General features: G+C 62.5%; 12 protein-coding genes. 4 read left to right on the top strand and 8 right to left on the bottom strand.

Translation table 11 applies throughout. The annotated features are described in order from the left end of the window. Positions 1–56: 56 nt before the first annotated feature. The 4 genes from FEZ59_RS24415 to FEZ59_RS24400 form a co-directional block, all read right to left on the bottom strand. Positions 57–1,589 (bottom strand): DHA2 family efflux MFS transporter permease subunit, encoded by a 1,533-nt coding sequence (locus tag FEZ59_RS24415; protein WP_003942006.1) that lies wholly within the window; start codon positions 1,587–1,589, stop codon positions 57–59. Next, a complete protein-coding gene (locus tag FEZ59_RS24410) occupies positions 1,586–2,056 on the bottom strand; it encodes a MarR family winged helix-turn-helix transcriptional regulator (RefSeq protein WP_003941890.1) in 471 nt (156 codons plus the stop codon). Before FEZ59_RS24410 ends, FEZ59_RS24415 begins: the two co-directional genes overlap by 4 nt. An 89-nt stretch (positions 2,057–2,145) precedes the next feature. Continuing rightward, positions 2,146–3,111 (bottom strand): NADPH:quinone oxidoreductase family protein, encoded by a 966-nt coding sequence (locus FEZ59_RS24405; protein WP_019744299.1) that lies wholly within the window; start codon positions 3,109–3,111, stop codon positions 2,146–2,148. Between the two features lie 79 nt (positions 3,112–3,190). Continuing rightward, positions 3,191–3,847: a TetR/AcrR family transcriptional regulator C-terminal domain-containing protein gene (locus tag FEZ59_RS24400; RefSeq protein ID WP_172933316.1), complete on the bottom strand. Its 657-nt coding sequence runs from the start codon at positions 3,845–3,847 to the stop codon at positions 3,191–3,193. A 65-nt stretch (positions 3,848–3,912) separates the two neighbouring features. Here FEZ59_RS24400 and FEZ59_RS24395 point away from each other — a divergent pair, with 65 nt between their 5' ends. Together FEZ59_RS24395 and FEZ59_RS24390 are read left to right on the top strand one after the other, a co-directional pair. Continuing rightward, complete coding sequence (locus FEZ59_RS24395) at positions 3,913–4,902, top strand: NAD(P)-dependent alcohol dehydrogenase (RefSeq protein WP_172933315.1); 990 nt, start codon at positions 3,913–3,915, stop codon at positions 4,900–4,902. 44 nt (positions 4,903–4,946) lie between these two features. Further along, positions 4,947–5,705: an acyl-ACP thioesterase domain-containing protein gene (locus FEZ59_RS24390; RefSeq protein ID WP_020906825.1), complete on the top strand. Its 759-nt coding sequence runs from the start codon at positions 4,947–4,949 to the stop codon at positions 5,703–5,705. Here FEZ59_RS24390 and FEZ59_RS24385 read toward each other — a convergent pair. Further along, positions 5,702–5,902 (bottom strand): hypothetical protein, encoded by a 201-nt coding sequence (locus FEZ59_RS24385; protein ID WP_003941897.1) that lies wholly within the window; start codon positions 5,900–5,902, stop codon positions 5,702–5,704. The genes FEZ59_RS24390 and FEZ59_RS24385 overlap by 4 nt on opposite strands. Before the next feature lie 73 nt (positions 5,903–5,975). Between FEZ59_RS24385 and FEZ59_RS24380 the strand changes: the two genes are divergently transcribed. Next, positions 5,976–6,473, top strand: coding sequence for a histidine phosphatase family protein (locus tag FEZ59_RS24380; protein WP_007728426.1), 498 nt, complete (start codon positions 5,976–5,978; stop codon positions 6,471–6,473). A gap of 13 nt (positions 6,474–6,486) precedes the next feature. On the opposite strand, the gene FEZ59_RS24375 is transcribed toward FEZ59_RS24380, so the two are convergent. After that, on the bottom strand, positions 6,487–7,494 hold the full coding sequence (locus tag FEZ59_RS24375; RefSeq protein WP_172933314.1) for an LLM class flavin-dependent oxidoreductase: 1,008 nt from the start codon (positions 7,492–7,494) through the stop codon (positions 6,487–6,489). Between the two features lie 88 nt (positions 7,495–7,582). Between FEZ59_RS24375 and FEZ59_RS24370 the strand changes: the two genes are divergently transcribed. Then, complete coding sequence (locus tag FEZ59_RS24370) at positions 7,583–7,969, top strand: glyoxalase superfamily protein (protein ID WP_172933313.1); 387 nt, start codon at positions 7,583–7,585, stop codon at positions 7,967–7,969. A 95-nt stretch (positions 7,970–8,064) separates the two neighbouring features. Here the strand turns inward: FEZ59_RS24370 and FEZ59_RS24365 are convergent, their stop codons facing one another. Further along, positions 8,065–12,021 carry a DNA-directed RNA polymerase subunit beta' gene (locus FEZ59_RS24365; RefSeq protein WP_019744304.1) on the bottom strand — a complete coding sequence of 1,319 codons (3,957 nt, stop codon included), beginning with the start codon at positions 12,019–12,021 and terminating at the stop codon, positions 8,065–8,067. Between the two features lie 117 nt (positions 12,022–12,138). After that, on the bottom strand, positions 12,139–15,645 hold the full coding sequence (gene rpoB, locus FEZ59_RS24360; protein ID WP_019744305.1) for a DNA-directed RNA polymerase subunit beta: 3,507 nt from the start codon (positions 15,643–15,645) through the stop codon (positions 12,139–12,141). Positions 15,646–16,079 lie beyond the last annotated feature (434 nt).

Genomic DNA, 16,079 nt, shown 5'->3' with positions numbered 1-16,079 from the left:
GCGGCACACAAGATGTGTGCCGCCCTCATCTGGACAAACGATCTACCGAAAAGCGGTCAGTGCATAACGATCGGCGTTGCCGTCTCGCCCTCGGCCACCGGCCTGGTGGTCTTGCTCCGCGGCAGGAAGAACGCCGGGATGAGGGTCAGGACGATCAGCACAGTGGCAACGAGGAAGGTGTTGCCGAAAGCGTCCGACGCCGCACTGAGAATCGAATTCGCAGCAGACTCCTGCGGACTTCCCGGCTCGGTCGGAATGTGCGACGCCGCACCGACCATCGTCGTATCGAGGCCACGATCGAGAAGCTGGTTGGTCAAGACCACCGACATCACGGCGGTACCGATCGAACCTGCGGTCTGCTGAACGATGTTCATCAGAGTGGAGCCGCGAGCGATCTGCTCGTTGGAGAGCGTCACGATAGCTGCGGTCATCAGCGGCATCATGGTGCAACCCATACCGAGGCCCATGACGAACAAGGCGCCCATCAGCAGCCACGTCGGGGAATCCGAGGCAACCTGTGTGAACACACCCAAACCGATGAGAATCAGCGGCAAACCGGTCAGGACGATCTTGCCCGGGCCGATCTTGTCGACCAGTCGACCAGCGATCGGCATGGTGACCATAGCGCCCAGACCCTGTGGAGCCATCAACAATCCGGCCGCGAGCGTGGTGTGCCCGCCGACCTGAATGAAGTAGCTCGGGAACAGCAACCCGGCGCCCATGAACGCGACGATGAACAGCGACGTCGTGATGACGGCGGTGGTCAACTGACGGTTCTTGAACAGGTGCAGGTCGATCAGCGGGTGATCCTTGTTGAGCGCGTGGAACACGAAGGCGATGATCAGTGCCAGACCGATACCGGCCGACACCAGAACCCGAGCGGACGCGACGGTTCCCACCTCAGGGATGGACGACACACCGAACAGGAACAGCGCCAGGCCGGGCGACAGCAGGATCATGCCGAGGAAGTCGAAGGACTCCGAAGGCTTCGCCTTGTCGGACGGCAGAATGATGAACGCAGCAGCCAGAGCGATGATGCCGATCGGCAAGTTGATCAGGAAGATCCAGTGCCAGCTCGCGGCCTCGATCAGCCAACCACCGAGAATCGGGCCGCCGATAGGACCGAGCAGCATCGGGATACCGAGAACTGCCATGACACGACCGACACGGTCCGGACCGGCGGCCCGGGTCATGATCGTCATACCGAGCGGCATCAACATGCCGCCGCCGAGACCCTGGAGCACGCGGAAGCCGATGAGCGAGGTGATGTCCCACGCCATCGCACAAGCGACCGAACCGAGCACGAACAGCACCAGGGCCGTCATGTACAGGCGCTTGGTGCCGAAACGGTCGGCAGCCCAACCGGTAACCGGAATGACCGTCGCCAAGGCGAGCGTGTAGGCCGTCATCGTCCACGCGACGGTGGCGTACGAAGTTTCGAAGTCCTCGGCAAAAGTGGTGAGCGCGACGCTCACCACGGTTACGTCGAGAATCGACATGATGGCGCCGAGCACCACCACGGAAGCGATCTTGAGGACCGCCCCGTCAAGTTTGTCGGACGCCGGTGCCGGCGCGTTCGGCGATGTCATCGCGAAGTCTCCTGGTTAAGTGCTCGCAGATAGTCACCCGCGAGAATGGGCTTGAGAGCCTCGAACAAACGAATCCGCTCTGGCTCAGGAACACGCGACGCGAATTCGCGAAGCTGGCCGCGCTTGCACTCGATGTGGTTGGTCGTCACCTTACGACCGGCCTCCGACAAGGAAACCCGCTTGACGCGTCGGTCCCTCTCGTCTTCACGGCGATCGACCAGACCCATGTTCACAAGCTGATCGATGTTCCGCCCCGTAGCTGCCACCGAGAGCCGAAGCTCGTCGGCAACCTCGTTGATCGGGATCGCCGCATCACGTTGTGCAAGTACGAACAGCACACGCACCTGAGAGAACGAGAGATCCAGTTCGATCAACGCATCGATCGACTCCGAATCACCGGCGCTCATCAGGCGAGTGAACAACTCGTCGAGTGCTCCATACAGGTCATCAGAATCGGAAGCGATCACCTGGCAAATGGTAGTGCGGTTGCAACTATTGCCCAAATGAAAACATGTTGCAACTTATTATTTGGTGAGCACCATCACGTTGCGAAGAATCATTCCTGCAGCAAGATGGCCTTTCCGAGAACTTTGCCGCTTTCGAGATCAGCCAGGGCAACTGCTGCGTCGGCAAGCGGATACCGTGCCTTGACCAGCGGACGCAATCCGTTCCGGACGTGTTCTACCAGCGATGCATGCACCTCGGCTACCGCTTCGGGATTGGTGCGCGTGAACTCGCCCCACGCCGCGCCGACAATGCTGATGTTGCGGAACAGCACCCGGTTCACCTTGACCTGAGGAATGCCGCCGCCGGCAAAACCGATAACCACAAGACGCCCCTCCGGCGCCAGAACCCGGACCGCGTCGTCGAACGCATCCCCGCCTACCGGATCTACCACGATCTGAGCGCCGACGCCGTCGGTCAGTTCCCGAATCCGCTCTCCCCATCCCGGAGCCAGCGCGACAACCTCGTCGGCACCGAGCTCACGCAAGAAGTCCTCGACGCCTTCGCGTCGCACTACGGCAATCACCCGAGCCCCGTGTGCCTTGGCCAGCTGGATGGTTGCCGTTCCGACTCCGCCCGCAGCGCCGAGCACGACGACCGTCTCCCCCGCGACGATCTTCGCGCGACGAGCCAGCGCGAACTCCATCGTCTGATAGTTGATGATCAGAGAGGCCGCCTCGTCGAAGGCGAGTCCGTCCGGAATTCGGAGTACCTGCGCCGGGTTGACGGCAATCCGCTCTGCATAGCCGCCCAGATACGCGGCCGCGAGAACACGATCGCCCGGAGCGAAACCCGACCCTTCCGGCGCGGAGACCACGACGCCCGAGATCTCCGCGCCGGGAATGAACGGCGGTTCCGGGCGGATCTGATACTTGCCGTAGGTGATGAGTAGGTCCGGAAAGCAGACGCCACTGGCCTTCACATCGATGAGAACAAGACCTTCGGCTGCGGGCTCGGGAACCTCCTGCGCGACAATTCCTTCGGGACCGGACAGTTCCGTAACCACCATGGCGCGCACAGAAAGCTCCTCTTCGGGACATCTGAAGTCTGGACCGGTAACCCGGTTTTCTCGACTTTAACCCGGTACTCACGTCAGATCATCGTTCGCTCCCGATGTGCAGACGTTCGAGTCCGTCGAGAATCAGATCAAGACCGAAAGCGAATTCGGCGGCGTAGCTGTATCCCGGAGCTAGGACGTGCTCGGTGGTCAGCTCGGCCAGGTGCGGATACTGACCGCTCTCGAACGAGCCCATGATCGCCTTCGCCAGTTCCGTCGTTTCCTGCGCCGTTTCGAACGGCAAGCTCACCTCTTGCAGCACGAAGCCGTAGATGTACGCATCCATGATCGAAAAGGCATGCGCAGCAAAGGCGACCGGAAAGTCGGCAGCGCGTAGTGTTCCGATGACGGCGTCGTGGTGGCGCAGGGTCGCGGGACCAGGCGTCGTTCGGGACTCCATCAACGGAGTTGCCCACGGGTGCCTCCCCAGCACCTCCCGAGTCGATACCGCTCGCGCGTGAACTTCCGTTCGCCACGGCAGTCCCGGCGTCGGAAGATCGATCTCCGCAAAGACCGCGTCGACCATTCCGTCGAGCAGATCCCCCTTGTCCGAAACATGGTTGTACAGAGACATCGCCTCGACGCCAAGTTCGGTCCCCAGCTTCCGCATGGTCATCGAATCGATTCCGACGGAATCTGCAAGCGCCACGGCAGCGCGTACAACGTGATCTCGGGTCAATCTTGTGCGCTTCTCCACATTGACAGAACTTACACCGTAAGTGCAATACTTACGGTGTAAGCATTCGACGAACGGAGACTCGCATGCCGCAGGAACTGATGACCGCCGTCGTACAGGATCGCTACGGCGAAGCCGACGTTCTCTACCTCGACCACATTCCGCGCCCCACTGTCGCCGACAACGAAGTGCTGATTCGCGTCGAGGCCGCGTCCGTCGACCGCGGGGCATGGCATCTCATGGCCGGACTGCCATATCCGTTGCGCCTCGCGGGATTTGGACTGCGCAGACCTGAGAACCGGGTCCGCGGACTGGACGTGTCCGGCCGAGTCGAGGCCGTCGGCTGTTCGGTGACCCGCGTGGCAGTCGGCCAGGAGGTATACGGGATCGCGGTCGGTTCGTTTGCGGAGTACGCGTGCGCACTCGAGACGAAGATTGCCGCAAAACCTGCCCGGTTGTCGTTCGCACAAGCAGCAGCGGTGCCGGTCTCCGCCCTCACAGCGCTGCAAGCCGTGCGCGACCACGGCCGTGCGCAGGCGGGGCAATCCGTCCTCGTTCTCGGTGCATCCGGTGGCGTCGGGATCTACGCGGTGCAGGTGGCAAAAGCCATGGGCGCGCTCGTCACCGGCGTATGCAGCACCTCGAAAACCGATACCGTCCGCTCCCTCGGTGCCGACGAGGTTCTCGACTACCGCGTCGACGACGCCACCGACGGATCGCATCGGTACGACGTCATCATCGACACCGGCGGCAACCGCCGACTGCGAGATCTTCGACGGGCGCTCACACGCACCGGAAGGCTCGTGATCGTGGGCGGCGAGAACGGCGGACGGTGGCTCGGCGGAATCGATCGCCAAATCCGCGCACTGTGCTTGTCTCCGTTCGTATCTCAGAAGCTCGGGTCTTTGATGTCTTCGGAGAACGCCGAGGATCTGGAGGTGCTGACGGCAATGATCGACGCAGGTGTCATCACCCCGGTGATCGACTCCGTTCATCCCCTTGCCGACACCGCCGTCGCCGTGGCACGAATGGTCGACGGTTCCGGCTGCGGAAAGCAGATAATCGCCACTCGCTGAAAAGCCTGACAGAATCGGCTCACTCCAGCGAACAGGAATCTCACGTGAACCCAGATCTCACGCTCGCGCCGCAGCCAGACAGAGGACCGATCTTCGTCAAGTCCCGCCCGGTCCGTACCGGCGACATCGACGTCGCCAAGCAGGTCAGGCTCGACGCCGTCGCCCGTTATCTGCAGGACATCGGCAACGACAACATCGAAGCCGCCGGCGCCATCGACACTCATCCGCTCTGGATAGTGCGTCGTACGGTCGTCGATGTCGTCCGCCCGGCGATCTGGCCGGAAGAGCTGACGATGACTCGCTGGTGCTCCGGCTTCTCCACGAGATGGGCGAACATGCGCGTGCGCTTCGACGGCAGCAACGGCGCGCTGATGGAAACCGAAGGCTTCTGGATCAACATCAGCGCCGAGTCAGGCATGCCCACGCGGATGAGTGACGACTTCATGCGGCCGTTGGAAGAATCCACCGACGAGCATCGCCTGAAGTGGAAGCGTGTCCTCGCCGAGAACGCACCGGAGGCGGACGACGCGGGTGTTCTGGACACGCCGTTCGCTCTGCGCGCCACGGATATCGACCCGTTCGACCACGTCAACAACGCCGTCTACTGGCAGGCAGTCGAAGAGGTCCTCAGCGCTCGCACCGAACTGCGTACAGTTCCGCATCGAGCACTGATCGAGTACCTCTCCCCCATCGTCTCCAGCGACGACGTCGTCCTGCGCAGCCGCGTCGACGACAAGACCGTCACGGTCTGGTTCCTGGTCGGCGAAGCGCTCCGCGCAGTTGCGCAGGTGAGCGCCCTCTAACGCAGTTTCTGGGTCGCGACAGCCGCGACACCGAACACCAGCGCAAGAAGAATCGCGGCCCAGAAACCGAAGAGCCACCACACCACGCCGAACACGACCACTGCCGGGGCAACGGTGATGAAAGCGATGGTGGGGCTTTCGCGTACCACCTCGAGTGCAGTTCGGGCATTAGTTCGATCGAGCTTCTTACCGGCCATCGAAAACCTCCTTCAAGGTCCTGACCATCCAGAGTAACCGGACTGACGGGCACAAAGCGGATACCGTGAACGCATGGCCGACCACCGCACCCTCGTCCTCATGCGACACGGCAAGTCCAGCTACCCCGAGGGCATCCGTGATCACGAGCGTCCGCTCGCCGAACGGGGCCTGCGCGAGGCCCGCATCGGCGGCGAATGGATCCGCGAAAACGTCCCGCCCGTAGACGCCGTTCTGTGCTCCACCTCCCGGCGGACCGTCGAAACCCTTGCCTCGACGGGAATCGAAGCTCCCGCCGGATTCGAGAAGTCCATCTACGGCGGCTCACCCGCAGACGTCATCGCAGCTGCGCGAACCACGTCCGACCACGTCAAGACGCTCCTGATCGTCGGACACGAACCCGGAATTCCCTGGACTGCACTCGATCTCGCATCGAACGAAAACTCCGAAGCAGCCCAACGTATCCGCGACAAGTTCCCGACTTCGGCGATCGCCGTCCTCTCCGTACCGGTGCCGTGGACCGAACTCGACGACTCCGTCGCCACTCTGCTCGAGTTTCACGTGCCTCGTTAGATCGACCACACCGCTAAAGCACCTCACGTAGCAGTCGGTCCGAAAGTGCAAGCGCGTCACGGTCGTACGTCGACGTCGACGCCAGCACTTCGTCGGCACCGGTCCGCTCGGCGAGATCGTGAAGCTGTTGTTTCACCTCGACAGGTGTGCCGTGCAGCGCCGACGCCATGAACGACTCGATACGCCTGGCATTTCGATCACTGCGCGGGGCGCGCCTGATCCCGTCCAGCGACGCGAGCGGCGGAAACTCCCCCGTCCGTGACGATTCTGCGAGCGCGTATGCCTCCGGGATCAGCAACTCACGCGCCGCGTCGGTGGTATCGGCAACCGCCACTTCGAGAGAAACCACCACATAGGGTTCGGGATGAGCGTCGGTGGCCCGGAAAGCTCGGCGGTACTCGTCCAAAGCCTCCACCCGGTCGGTGCTCCCGATTCCGAGTATCGGCCCACCCACGACCACCGGAAGCCCCAGTTGCGCTGCCACTTTCAAACCTGTACGCGTCGCGAGTACGAAGATCGGCACCCCGGTCTCCGACGCCGGCCGTGCCGTCACTGCCGCGGATCCGTCCAGATAGCGCCTCACCTCATCGAGATCTGACGCAAACGTGTCCGGAGCATCCTTGCTGCGTCGTAGTGCCTGACGAACAGGTTCCGTGAATCCCAGCGATCGGCCGAGGCCGAGATCGATTCGCCCCGGGTACAGCGCCTCGAGCATCAAGAACTGCTCGGCGACGATCAGCGGTTGGTGATTCGGCAGCATGACCCCACCGCTCCCGAGTCTGATATCGCGCGTATGCGCGCCGATCGCGGCAAGCAGCACTGCCGGCGACCCGCTCCCGATCCCGGGCACCGCGTGATGCTCGGCCACCCAGAACCGGTGGTAGCCGAGAGCGTCGGCGTGCGCGGCGCGTTCGACGGAATGCGTCAGAGCTGCGGAGTCGGGGTATCCGCTCCTGGTTCGGGATCGGTCGAGCAGTGAGAGAAGCACTCTCGGAGCAACAAGGAATTCGGAAAGTTTCATCCGGACGCCTAATGAGGACCGTTTCTGACCGCAGTCCCCGCAACACTGGACCTGTCGCCGGAATCCACCATCACATGAAGGGCACGTCATGGACATCAAGCTCGAACTGGTCGCCATTCCCGTCACCGACATCGACCGCGCCAAGGACTTCTACGTCCGCCTCGGCTTCAACGCCGACCACGATCACACGGTCAGCGAGGACCTGCGCTTCGTCCAGCTGACCCCACCCGGTTCGGCCTGCTCGATCTGCATCGGCAAGGGAATCACCGACGCCGAGCCCGGTTCCGTCGTCGGCATGCAGGTAGTGGTCAAGGACATCGAAGAGGCCGAGCGCGAGTTCAAGAGCCGCGGCATCGACATCAGCCCGATCGACGACCAGGCTTGGGGCAGATTCATCTACTTCGCCGACCCCGACGGCAACAAGTGGGCTGTCCAGGAGATCGTCATCCCGGACCTCAACGGCAGCAACTCCTGAAGCGAGCGAGATGAAAAATCCCCCCACCTCTTTCGAGGTGGGGGGATTTTCTACGAACTAACGCTTAGTGGTAGTCGTCACATGCGACTACCCGACTAGCGGTAGTCGTTGCTGAAGCCGTAGTCGTCCAGCGGAACTGCAGCACCGGTGTTCTGGCCGAAGCCGTCCGGGCTGTAGTACTGGTCGTCGTACGACGGCACTGCGTAAGCAGCGGCGCGTGCCTCTTCGGTGGGCTGAACCTGGATGTTGCGGTAACGGTTGATACCGGTACCGGCAGGGATCAGCTTACCGATGATGACATTTTCCTTCAGACCGATCAGCTTGTCCGAGCGGCAGTTGATAGCCGCGTCGGTCAAGACACGAGTGGTCTCCTGGAACGATGCCGCGGACAGCCACGAATCCGTCGCGAGCGACGCCTTCGTGATACCCATGAGCACCGGACGGCCGGCTGCGGGCTCGCCACCCTCGGCGACAACGCGGCGGTTTGCCGACTCGAACTCGGCGCGCTCGGTGAGCGAACCGGGCAGGAACTCGGTGGCACCGGAATCGATGATCGTCACGCGACGAAGCATCTGGCGCACGATGACCTCGATGTGCTTGTCGTGGATCGACACACCCTGGCTCCGGTACACCTCCTGGACCTCGTTGACCAAGTGGATCTGAACCTGACGCGGACCCATGACTCGCAGGACCTCGTGGGGATCGGCAGCACCTTCCATGAGCTGCTGTCCGACCTCGACGTGGTCACCGTCAGCCAAGAGGCTTTCGCGACCATCGGCATGCTTGAAGACGCGCAGACGCTGACGCTTGCTGAGCTTGTCGTAGACAACCTCTTCGCCGCCGTCGTCCGGAACGATGGTGATCTTGTAGAAACGATCGCCGTCTTCGAGCTGTACCCGACCGGTGACGTCCGCGATAGGAGCCTTGCCCTTGGGCACACGTGCCTCGAACAGCTCCTGGACACGCGGCAGACCGCCGGTGATGTCATCTCCTGCGACACCGCCCTGGTGGAAGGTACGCATGGTCAGCTGGGTACCGGGCTCACCGATCGACTGTGCGGCGACGATACCGACAGCCTCACCGATGTCGACCAGCTTGCCGGTGGCCATCGAACGGCCGTAGCAAGTGGCGCAAACGCCGGTGCCGGTGGTGCAGGTCAGGACCGAGCGGACCTTGACCGTCGTGATGCCGGCTTCGAGCAGAGCATCGATCGCGGGGTCACCGAGATCGTGGCCACGCTCGACGATGACGGTGCCGTTCGCGTCGACTGCATCGGCCGCCAAGGTACGGGCGTACGTGCTGGTCTCCACGTGAGCATCGCGGATCATCGTGCCGTCGGCCTGCTTCTCGGCGATCGTGGTGACGATGCCGCGCTCTGTTCCACAGTCGACCTCGCGGACGATGACGTCCTGCGAAACGTCCACCAGACGACGGGTCAGGTAACCCGAGTCGGCGGTGCGGAGTGCGGTATCGGCCAGACCCTTACGAGCACCGTGCGTGTTGATGAAGTACTCGAGAACGGTCAGGCCTTCCTTGAAGGAAGACTTGATCGGACGCGGGATGAACTCACCCTTCGGGTTTGTCACCAGACCCTTCATACCGGCGAGCGAGCGAACCTGAGTCATGTTGCCGGCTGCGCCGGACTTCACGATCATCGGGATCGGGTTGCTGTCGGGGAAGTGAGCCTCCATGGCCTTGCCGACCTTGTCGGTCGCTTCCTGCCAAATGGTGACCAGAGCGCTGTTGCGCTCCTTCTTGTCCAGAGCACCACGCTGGTACTGCTTCTCGATCTTGTCGGCCTGAGCCTCGAAGTCCTCGATGATGGCAGGCTTCTCCGGCGGCACGAGCACGTCGGAAATCGAGACCGTGACACCCGAACGGGTGGCCCAGTAGAACCCGACGTCCTTGAGCTTGTCGACGGTCTGAGCAACCACGATCATCGGGTACCGCTCGGCGAGATCGTTGATGATCGTCGCCTGGCGCTTCTTCGGCATCTGCTCGTTGACGAACGGGTAGTCCGCCGGAAGCAGCTCGTTGAAGAGCACACGGCCGAGTGTCGTGGTGGCGGTCCAGCCGTCACCGTATTTCCAGCCCTCGGGGAACAGTTCGTTCTCGAGGTCGCGCGGCGGACGCTGCTGCGTCAGACGCACCTTGATCTGAGCCTGAACCGAGAGCGCACCGCGGTCGACTGCCATCTGAGCCTCGGCGGGCGAGGAGTACACGCCCTGCTCTGCCTCGTCGTTGGTCGGAGCAACGAGCTCACCGGTGACACCCTCGTCGAGACGGGTCAGGTGGAACAGACCCGTGACCATGTCCAGACGCGGCATGGCGAGCGGGCGACCCGAAGCAGGCGAGAGGATGTTGTTCGAGGACAGCATCAGGATGCGGGCCTCGGCCTGAGCCTCTGCCGACAGCGGGAGGTGAACAGCCATCTGGTCACCGTCGAAGTCGGCGTTGAAGGCCTCACACACCAGCGGGTGGAGCTGAATGGCCTTGCCCTCGACGAGCTGCGGCTCGAATGCCTGGATACCCAGACGGTGCAGCGTAGGTGCACGGTTGAGCAGCACGGGGTGCTCGGCGATGACCTCTTCGAGGACGTCCCACACCTGGACGCGCTTGCGCTCGACCATGCGCTTGGCCGACTTGATGTTCTGCGCGTGGTTGAGATCGACCAGACGCTTCATCACGAACGGCTTGAACAGCTCGAGAGCCATCAGCTTGGGCAGACCACACTGGTGCAGCTTGAGCTGAGGACCGACGACGATCACGGAACGACCCGAGTAGTCGACGCGCTTACCGAGCAGGTTCTGACGGAAACGACCCTGCTTGCCCTTGAGCAGATCGCTCAGGGACTTCAGCGGGCGGTTACCCGGTCCGGTGACCGGACGTCCACGACGACCGTTGTCGAACAGGGCGTCGACCGACTCCTGCAGCATCCGCTTCTCGTTGTTGACGATGATCTCGGGAGCACCGAGGTCGATCAGTCGCTTGAGGCGGTTGTTGCGGTTGATGACGCGGCGGTACAGGTCGTTGAGGTCGGACGTCGCGAAACGTCCACCGTCGAGCTGAACCATCGGGCGAAGCTCCGGCGGGATCACCGGAACAGCGTTGAGGACCATGCCCATCGGCGAGTTGCCGTTGGTCTGGAATGCCGCAACCACCTTGAGGCGCTTGAGTGCACGCAGCTTCTTCTGGCCCTTGCCGCTGCGGATGGTCTCGCGGAGAGACTCTGCCTCGGCGTCGAGGTCGAAGTTCTGCATCAGGATCTGGATGGACTCTGCGCCCATCGCACCCGTGAAGTACTCGCCGTAACGGTCGACCAGCTCGCGGTACAGGAGCTCGTCGATGATGAGCTGCTTGACGCTCAGCTTGGTGAAGGTGGTCCAGATCTCGTCGAGACGATCCAGCTCACGCTGCGCGCGGTCACGGAGCTGACGCATTTCGCGCTCGCCGCCGTCCTTGACCTTGCGGCGGACATCGGACTTCGCGCCCTCTGCCTCGAGCTCGGCGATGTCGGCTTCGAGCTTCTGCGCACGTGCCTCGAGATCGGCGTCGCGCTGATCTGCGACGGTCTTCTTCTCGACCTGCATCTCGGCTTCGAGGGTGGACAGCTCGTTGTGACGGAGCTCCTCGTCGACGCCGACGATGACGTAGGCAGCGAAGTAGATGATCTTTTCGAGATCCTTCGGAGCCAGGTCGAGCAGGTAACCGAGACGGCTCGGAACACCCTTGAAGTACCAGATGTGCGTGACCGGTGCGGCCAGTTCGATGTGACCCATACGCTCACGACGAACCTTGGCGCGAGTGACCTCGACGCCACAGCGCTCACAGATGATGCCCTTGAAGCGGACACGCTTGTACTTACCGCAGTAGCACTCCCAGTCCCGGGTGGGGCCGAAGATCTTCTCGCAGAAGAGGCCGTCCTTCTCGGGCTTGAGCGTGCGGTAGTTGATGGTCTCCGGCTTCTTGACCTCGCCGTAGGACCAATTGCGGATGTCCTCTGCACTGGCCAAGCCAATGCGGAGTTCATCGAAGAAGTTGACGTCGAGCACGTAACTTCCTTTCCCCGTTGGGGTTACGGTTGCCGGTCACCCGGCAACCTGACTGCCAATTCAAATGTGAACTACGCCCCCGGGCCGCTCTTTCAAGAGCAACCCGGGGACCGAAACCTAGTTCGCGAGGTCGTCGACCGTCGCAGCTTCGTTCCTGGACAGGTTGATGCCCAGGTTCGCTGCGGCCCGCTCCAAGTCCTCGTCGTCGCCGTCCGCCATCGTGATGGCCGCGCCGTCCGAGGACAGCACCTCCACGTTGAGGCAGAGCGACTGGAGCTCCTTGAGGAGCACCTTGAACGACTCGGGGATGCCGGGTTCGGGGATGTTCTCGCCCTTGACGATGGCTTCGTACACCTTGACTCGACCGACCACGTCGTCCGACTTGATGGTCAGCAGTTCCTGCAGCGTGTATGCCGCGCCGTAGGCCTGCATCGCCCAGCACTCCATCTCACCGAAGCGCTGGCCACCGAACTGGGCCTTACCACCGAGAGGCTGCTGCGTGATCATCGAGTACGGACCGGTCGAACGAGCGTGGATCTTGTCGTCGACCAAGTGGTGCAGCTTGATGATGTACATGTAACCGACCGAGACCGGGTACGGGAACGGCTCGCCGGAGCGGCCGTCGAACAAGGTGGCCTTTCCGTCGGGTCCGACCATCTGCTCGCCGTCACGGTTCGGCAGCGTCGCGCCGAGGAGACCGGTGAGCTCGTCTTCCTTCGCACCGTCGAACACCGGGGTGGCGATGTTCGAGTCGGCCGGAGCGGACAGCATCTCTTCCGGCAGGGTCGCAGCCCAGTCGGGACGAGTGCCGTCGGACGCGATCTGAATGTTCCAGCCGGTCTTGCCGATCCACCCGAGGTGGGTCTCCAAGACCTGACCGATGTTCATACGACGCGGGACACCGTGCGTGTTCAAGATGATGTCGACAGGCGTGCCGTCCGAGAGGAACGGCATGTCTTCCTGCGGCAGGATCTTGCCGATGACGCCCTTGTTACCGTGGCGGCCGGCGAGCTTGTCGCCGTCCTGGATCTTGCGCTTCTGTGCCACGTAGACGCGGACCAACTCGTTGACACCGGGAGGCAGATCGTCGTCTTCGTCACGTGAGAACACGCGGATTCCGATGACCTTGCCGGTCTCACCGTGAGGAACCTTGAGGGACGTGTCACGAACCTCCCGAGCCTTCTCACCGAAGATGGCGCGAAGGAGGCGCTCTTCGGGGGTCAGCTCGGTCTCGCCCTTCGGCGTGACCTTTCCGACCAGCACGTCGCCGTCACGAACCTCGGCACCGATACGGATGATGCCGCGCTCGTCGAGGTCGGCGAGGACCTCGTCGGAGACGTTCGGGATGTCGCGAGTGATTTCCTCGGCACCGAGCTTGGTGTCGCGGGCATCGATCTCGTGCTCCTCGATGTGAATCGAGGTCAGGACGTCCTCTTCCACGAGACGCTGCGACAGAATGATCGCGTCCTCGTAGTTGTGGCCTTCCCACGGCATGATCGCGACGAGCAAGTTCTTGCCCAGCGCCATCTCACCGTTCTCGGTGCAAGGGCCGTCGGCCAGAACCTGGCCGGCCTCGACACGCTGTCCCTCGTCCACGATCGGACGCTGGTTGGCGCACGTGCCCTGGTTGGAACGCGCGAACTTGCGCATCCGGTACGTCTTGCGGCTTCCGTCGTCAGCCATCACCGTGACGTAGTCCGCGGAGATCTCCTCCACGACACCGGTCTTCTCGGTGATGATGACGTCGCCGGCATCCACAGCTGCACGCAGCTCCATGCCGGTTCCGACGAGAGGTGCCTCGCTGCGAACCAGCGGGACAGCCTGACGCTGCATGTTGGCGCCCATCAGGGCACGGTTTGCATCGTCGTGCTCGAGGAACGGAATCATCGCGGTTGCGACGGACACCATCTGACGCGGCGAAACGTCCATGTAGTCGATGTCGGAGGACGCGACGAACTCGACCTCGCCACCCTTACGGCGGACGAGAATCTTCGAGTCGGTGAAGCGACCCTCGCGGTCGATGGCCGAGTTGGCCTGCGCGACTACGTGGCGGTCTTCTTCGTCAGCGGTCAGGTAGTCGACCTCGTCGGTCACCTGTCCGTCGACGACGCGACGGTACGGGGTCTCGATGAAACCGAACGGGTTGACGCGGGCGTAGACCGACAGCGAACCGATCAGGCCGATGTTCGGGCCTTCCGGGGTCTCGATCGGGCACATGCGGCCGTAGTGCGACGGGTGAACGTCGCGAACCTCGAGGCCGGCGCGCTCACGGGACAGACCACCCGGGCCGAGGGCGGACAGACGACGCTTGTGCGTCAGCCCCGACAGCGGGTTGTTCTGGTCCATGAACTGCGACAGCTGGGAGGTTCCGAAGAACTCCCTGATCGCAGCGACGACGGGCCGGATGTTGATCAGCGTCTGAGGCGTGATTGCCTCGACGTCCTGCGTGGTCATGCGCTCACGAACCACACGCTCCATGCGGGACAGGCCCACGCGGATCTGGTTCTGGATGAGCTCGCCGACGGTACGCAGACGACGGTTGCCGAAGTGGTCGATGTCGTCGACCTCGACGGGAACCTCGACGCCGCCCGGAGCCGTCATCGAGGTGTCACCTGCGTGCAGACGCACGAGGTACTCGACGGTGGCGACGATGTCTTCTTCGGTGAGCGTGGATGCAACGATCGGCTGACCCGCGTTCAGGCCGAGCTTCTTGTTGATCTTGTAACGACCCACGCGAGCGAGGTCGTAGCGCTTGTCCTTGAAGAACAGGTTCTCCAGCAGGGTCTGCGCGCTCTCCTTGGTGGGGGGCTCGCCCGGACGCAGCTTGCGGTAGATGTCGAGCAACGCCTCATCGGTGCCGGCGGTGTTGTCCTTCTCCAGCGTGGCCATGAGGATCTCGGAGAAGCCGAAGCGCTCCGTGATCTGCTCGGTGGTCCAGCCGAGTGCCTTGAGCAGGACGGTGACAGGCTGACGACGCTTGCGGTCGATACGGACACCAACGGTGTCGCGCTTGTCGACGTCGAACTCGAGCCATGCGCCGCGACCCGGGATCACCTTGACGCTGTGCAGATCCTTCTCGGTGCTCTTGTCGACGCTCATGTCGAAGTACACACCGGGGGAACGCACGAGCTGCGAGACGACCACACGCTCGGTGCCGTTGATGATGAAGGTGCCCTTGTCGGTCATCATCGGGAAATCTCCCATGAAGACCGTCTGGCTCTTGATCTCACCAGTGTTGTTGTTGATGAACTCCGCGGTGACGAACAACGGCGCCGCGTAGGTCATGTCCTTGTCTTTGCACTCGTCCGTCGAGGCCTTGACCTCGTCGAATCGAGGGTCGGAGAAGGACAGCGACATAGTGCCGTTGAAATCCTCGATCGGAGAAAGCTCCGCGAGGATGTCCTCGAGACCACCGGACACTGCATTGTCGCCGAGTGCCGCTGCTCGTTCACGCCAACTCTGCGCGCCGATCAGCCACTCGAACGAATCTGTCTGTACGTCAAGAAGCCCGGGAACTTCGAGGGGTTCGCGAACTTTCGCGAACGAAACCCTCTTCGGGGCTCCGGGGATTCCGGAAACTGCCTTGGTCTGGCTAGAGACTGCCAAGATGCGTCCTTCCAGCACCTCACGCGGGCCGCTCCGTGCTGTTGCGACCGCCGCTGTATCTGCTTCGAATTTCGCTGGTTACAACCCGAACGAAACCCGTCGCAGAAAGCAAGAAGTACTTGACTTCGCAGCGGTTGAGACGAGGGGTGGACAGGAGGCAGCCAGCGCAACGTCCAAAAGTACACCCTTACTCTGGAAATGTCGAGTCGGGTGTAACTGAGGGTCGAATTCAGATACTGACGTGAGACTGCCGATCACTCGTCCGTGCATGTTCACCGATCAGAGTGGACCTTGCGGACCGCTCCGTCAAGGGCGAGAGCGCGTGTCGCAGCATTCGAACATTCGTGACGAGCATTCGAACACTGCCACCGGAAGTGTAGCCAGCAACGGCGTCACATACGAAAAATCTGGACCGACATCGTGCGTCGGTCCAGATCTTCGCGCTGGTACTG

It is taken from the genome of Rhodococcus sp. MS13 (assembly GCF_013277835.1).
Classification (GTDB): Bacteria; Actinomycetota; Actinomycetes; order Mycobacteriales; family Mycobacteriaceae; genus Rhodococcus_F; species Rhodococcus_F erythropolis.
Note: the sequence above shows the minus strand (reverse complement) of the source record. Positions and strands in the feature narration are given on the sequence as shown.

Bases quoted from the DNA above. Each gene is read 5' to 3' on its own strand.
- FEZ59_RS24415 (WP_003942006.1), bottom strand. From the start codon at position 1,589: ATGACATCGCCGAACGCGCCGGCACCGGCGTCCGACAAACTTGACGGG.
- FEZ59_RS24380 (WP_007728426.1), top strand. From the start codon at position 5,976: ATGGCCGACCACCGCACCCTCGTCCTCATGCGACACGGCAAGTCCAGC.
- FEZ59_RS24395 (WP_172933315.1), top strand. From the start codon at position 3,913: ATGCCGCAGGAACTGATGACCGCCGTCGTACAGGATCGCTACGGCGAA.
- FEZ59_RS24375 (WP_172933314.1), bottom strand. From the start codon at position 7,494: ATGAAACTTTCCGAATTCCTTGTTGCTCCGAGAGTGCTTCTCTCACTG.
- FEZ59_RS24385 (WP_003941897.1), bottom strand. From the start codon at position 5,902: ATGGCCGGTAAGAAGCTCGATCGAACTAATGCCCGAACTGCACTCGAG.
- FEZ59_RS24370 (WP_172933313.1), top strand. From the start codon at position 7,583: ATGGACATCAAGCTCGAACTGGTCGCCATTCCCGTCACCGACATCGAC.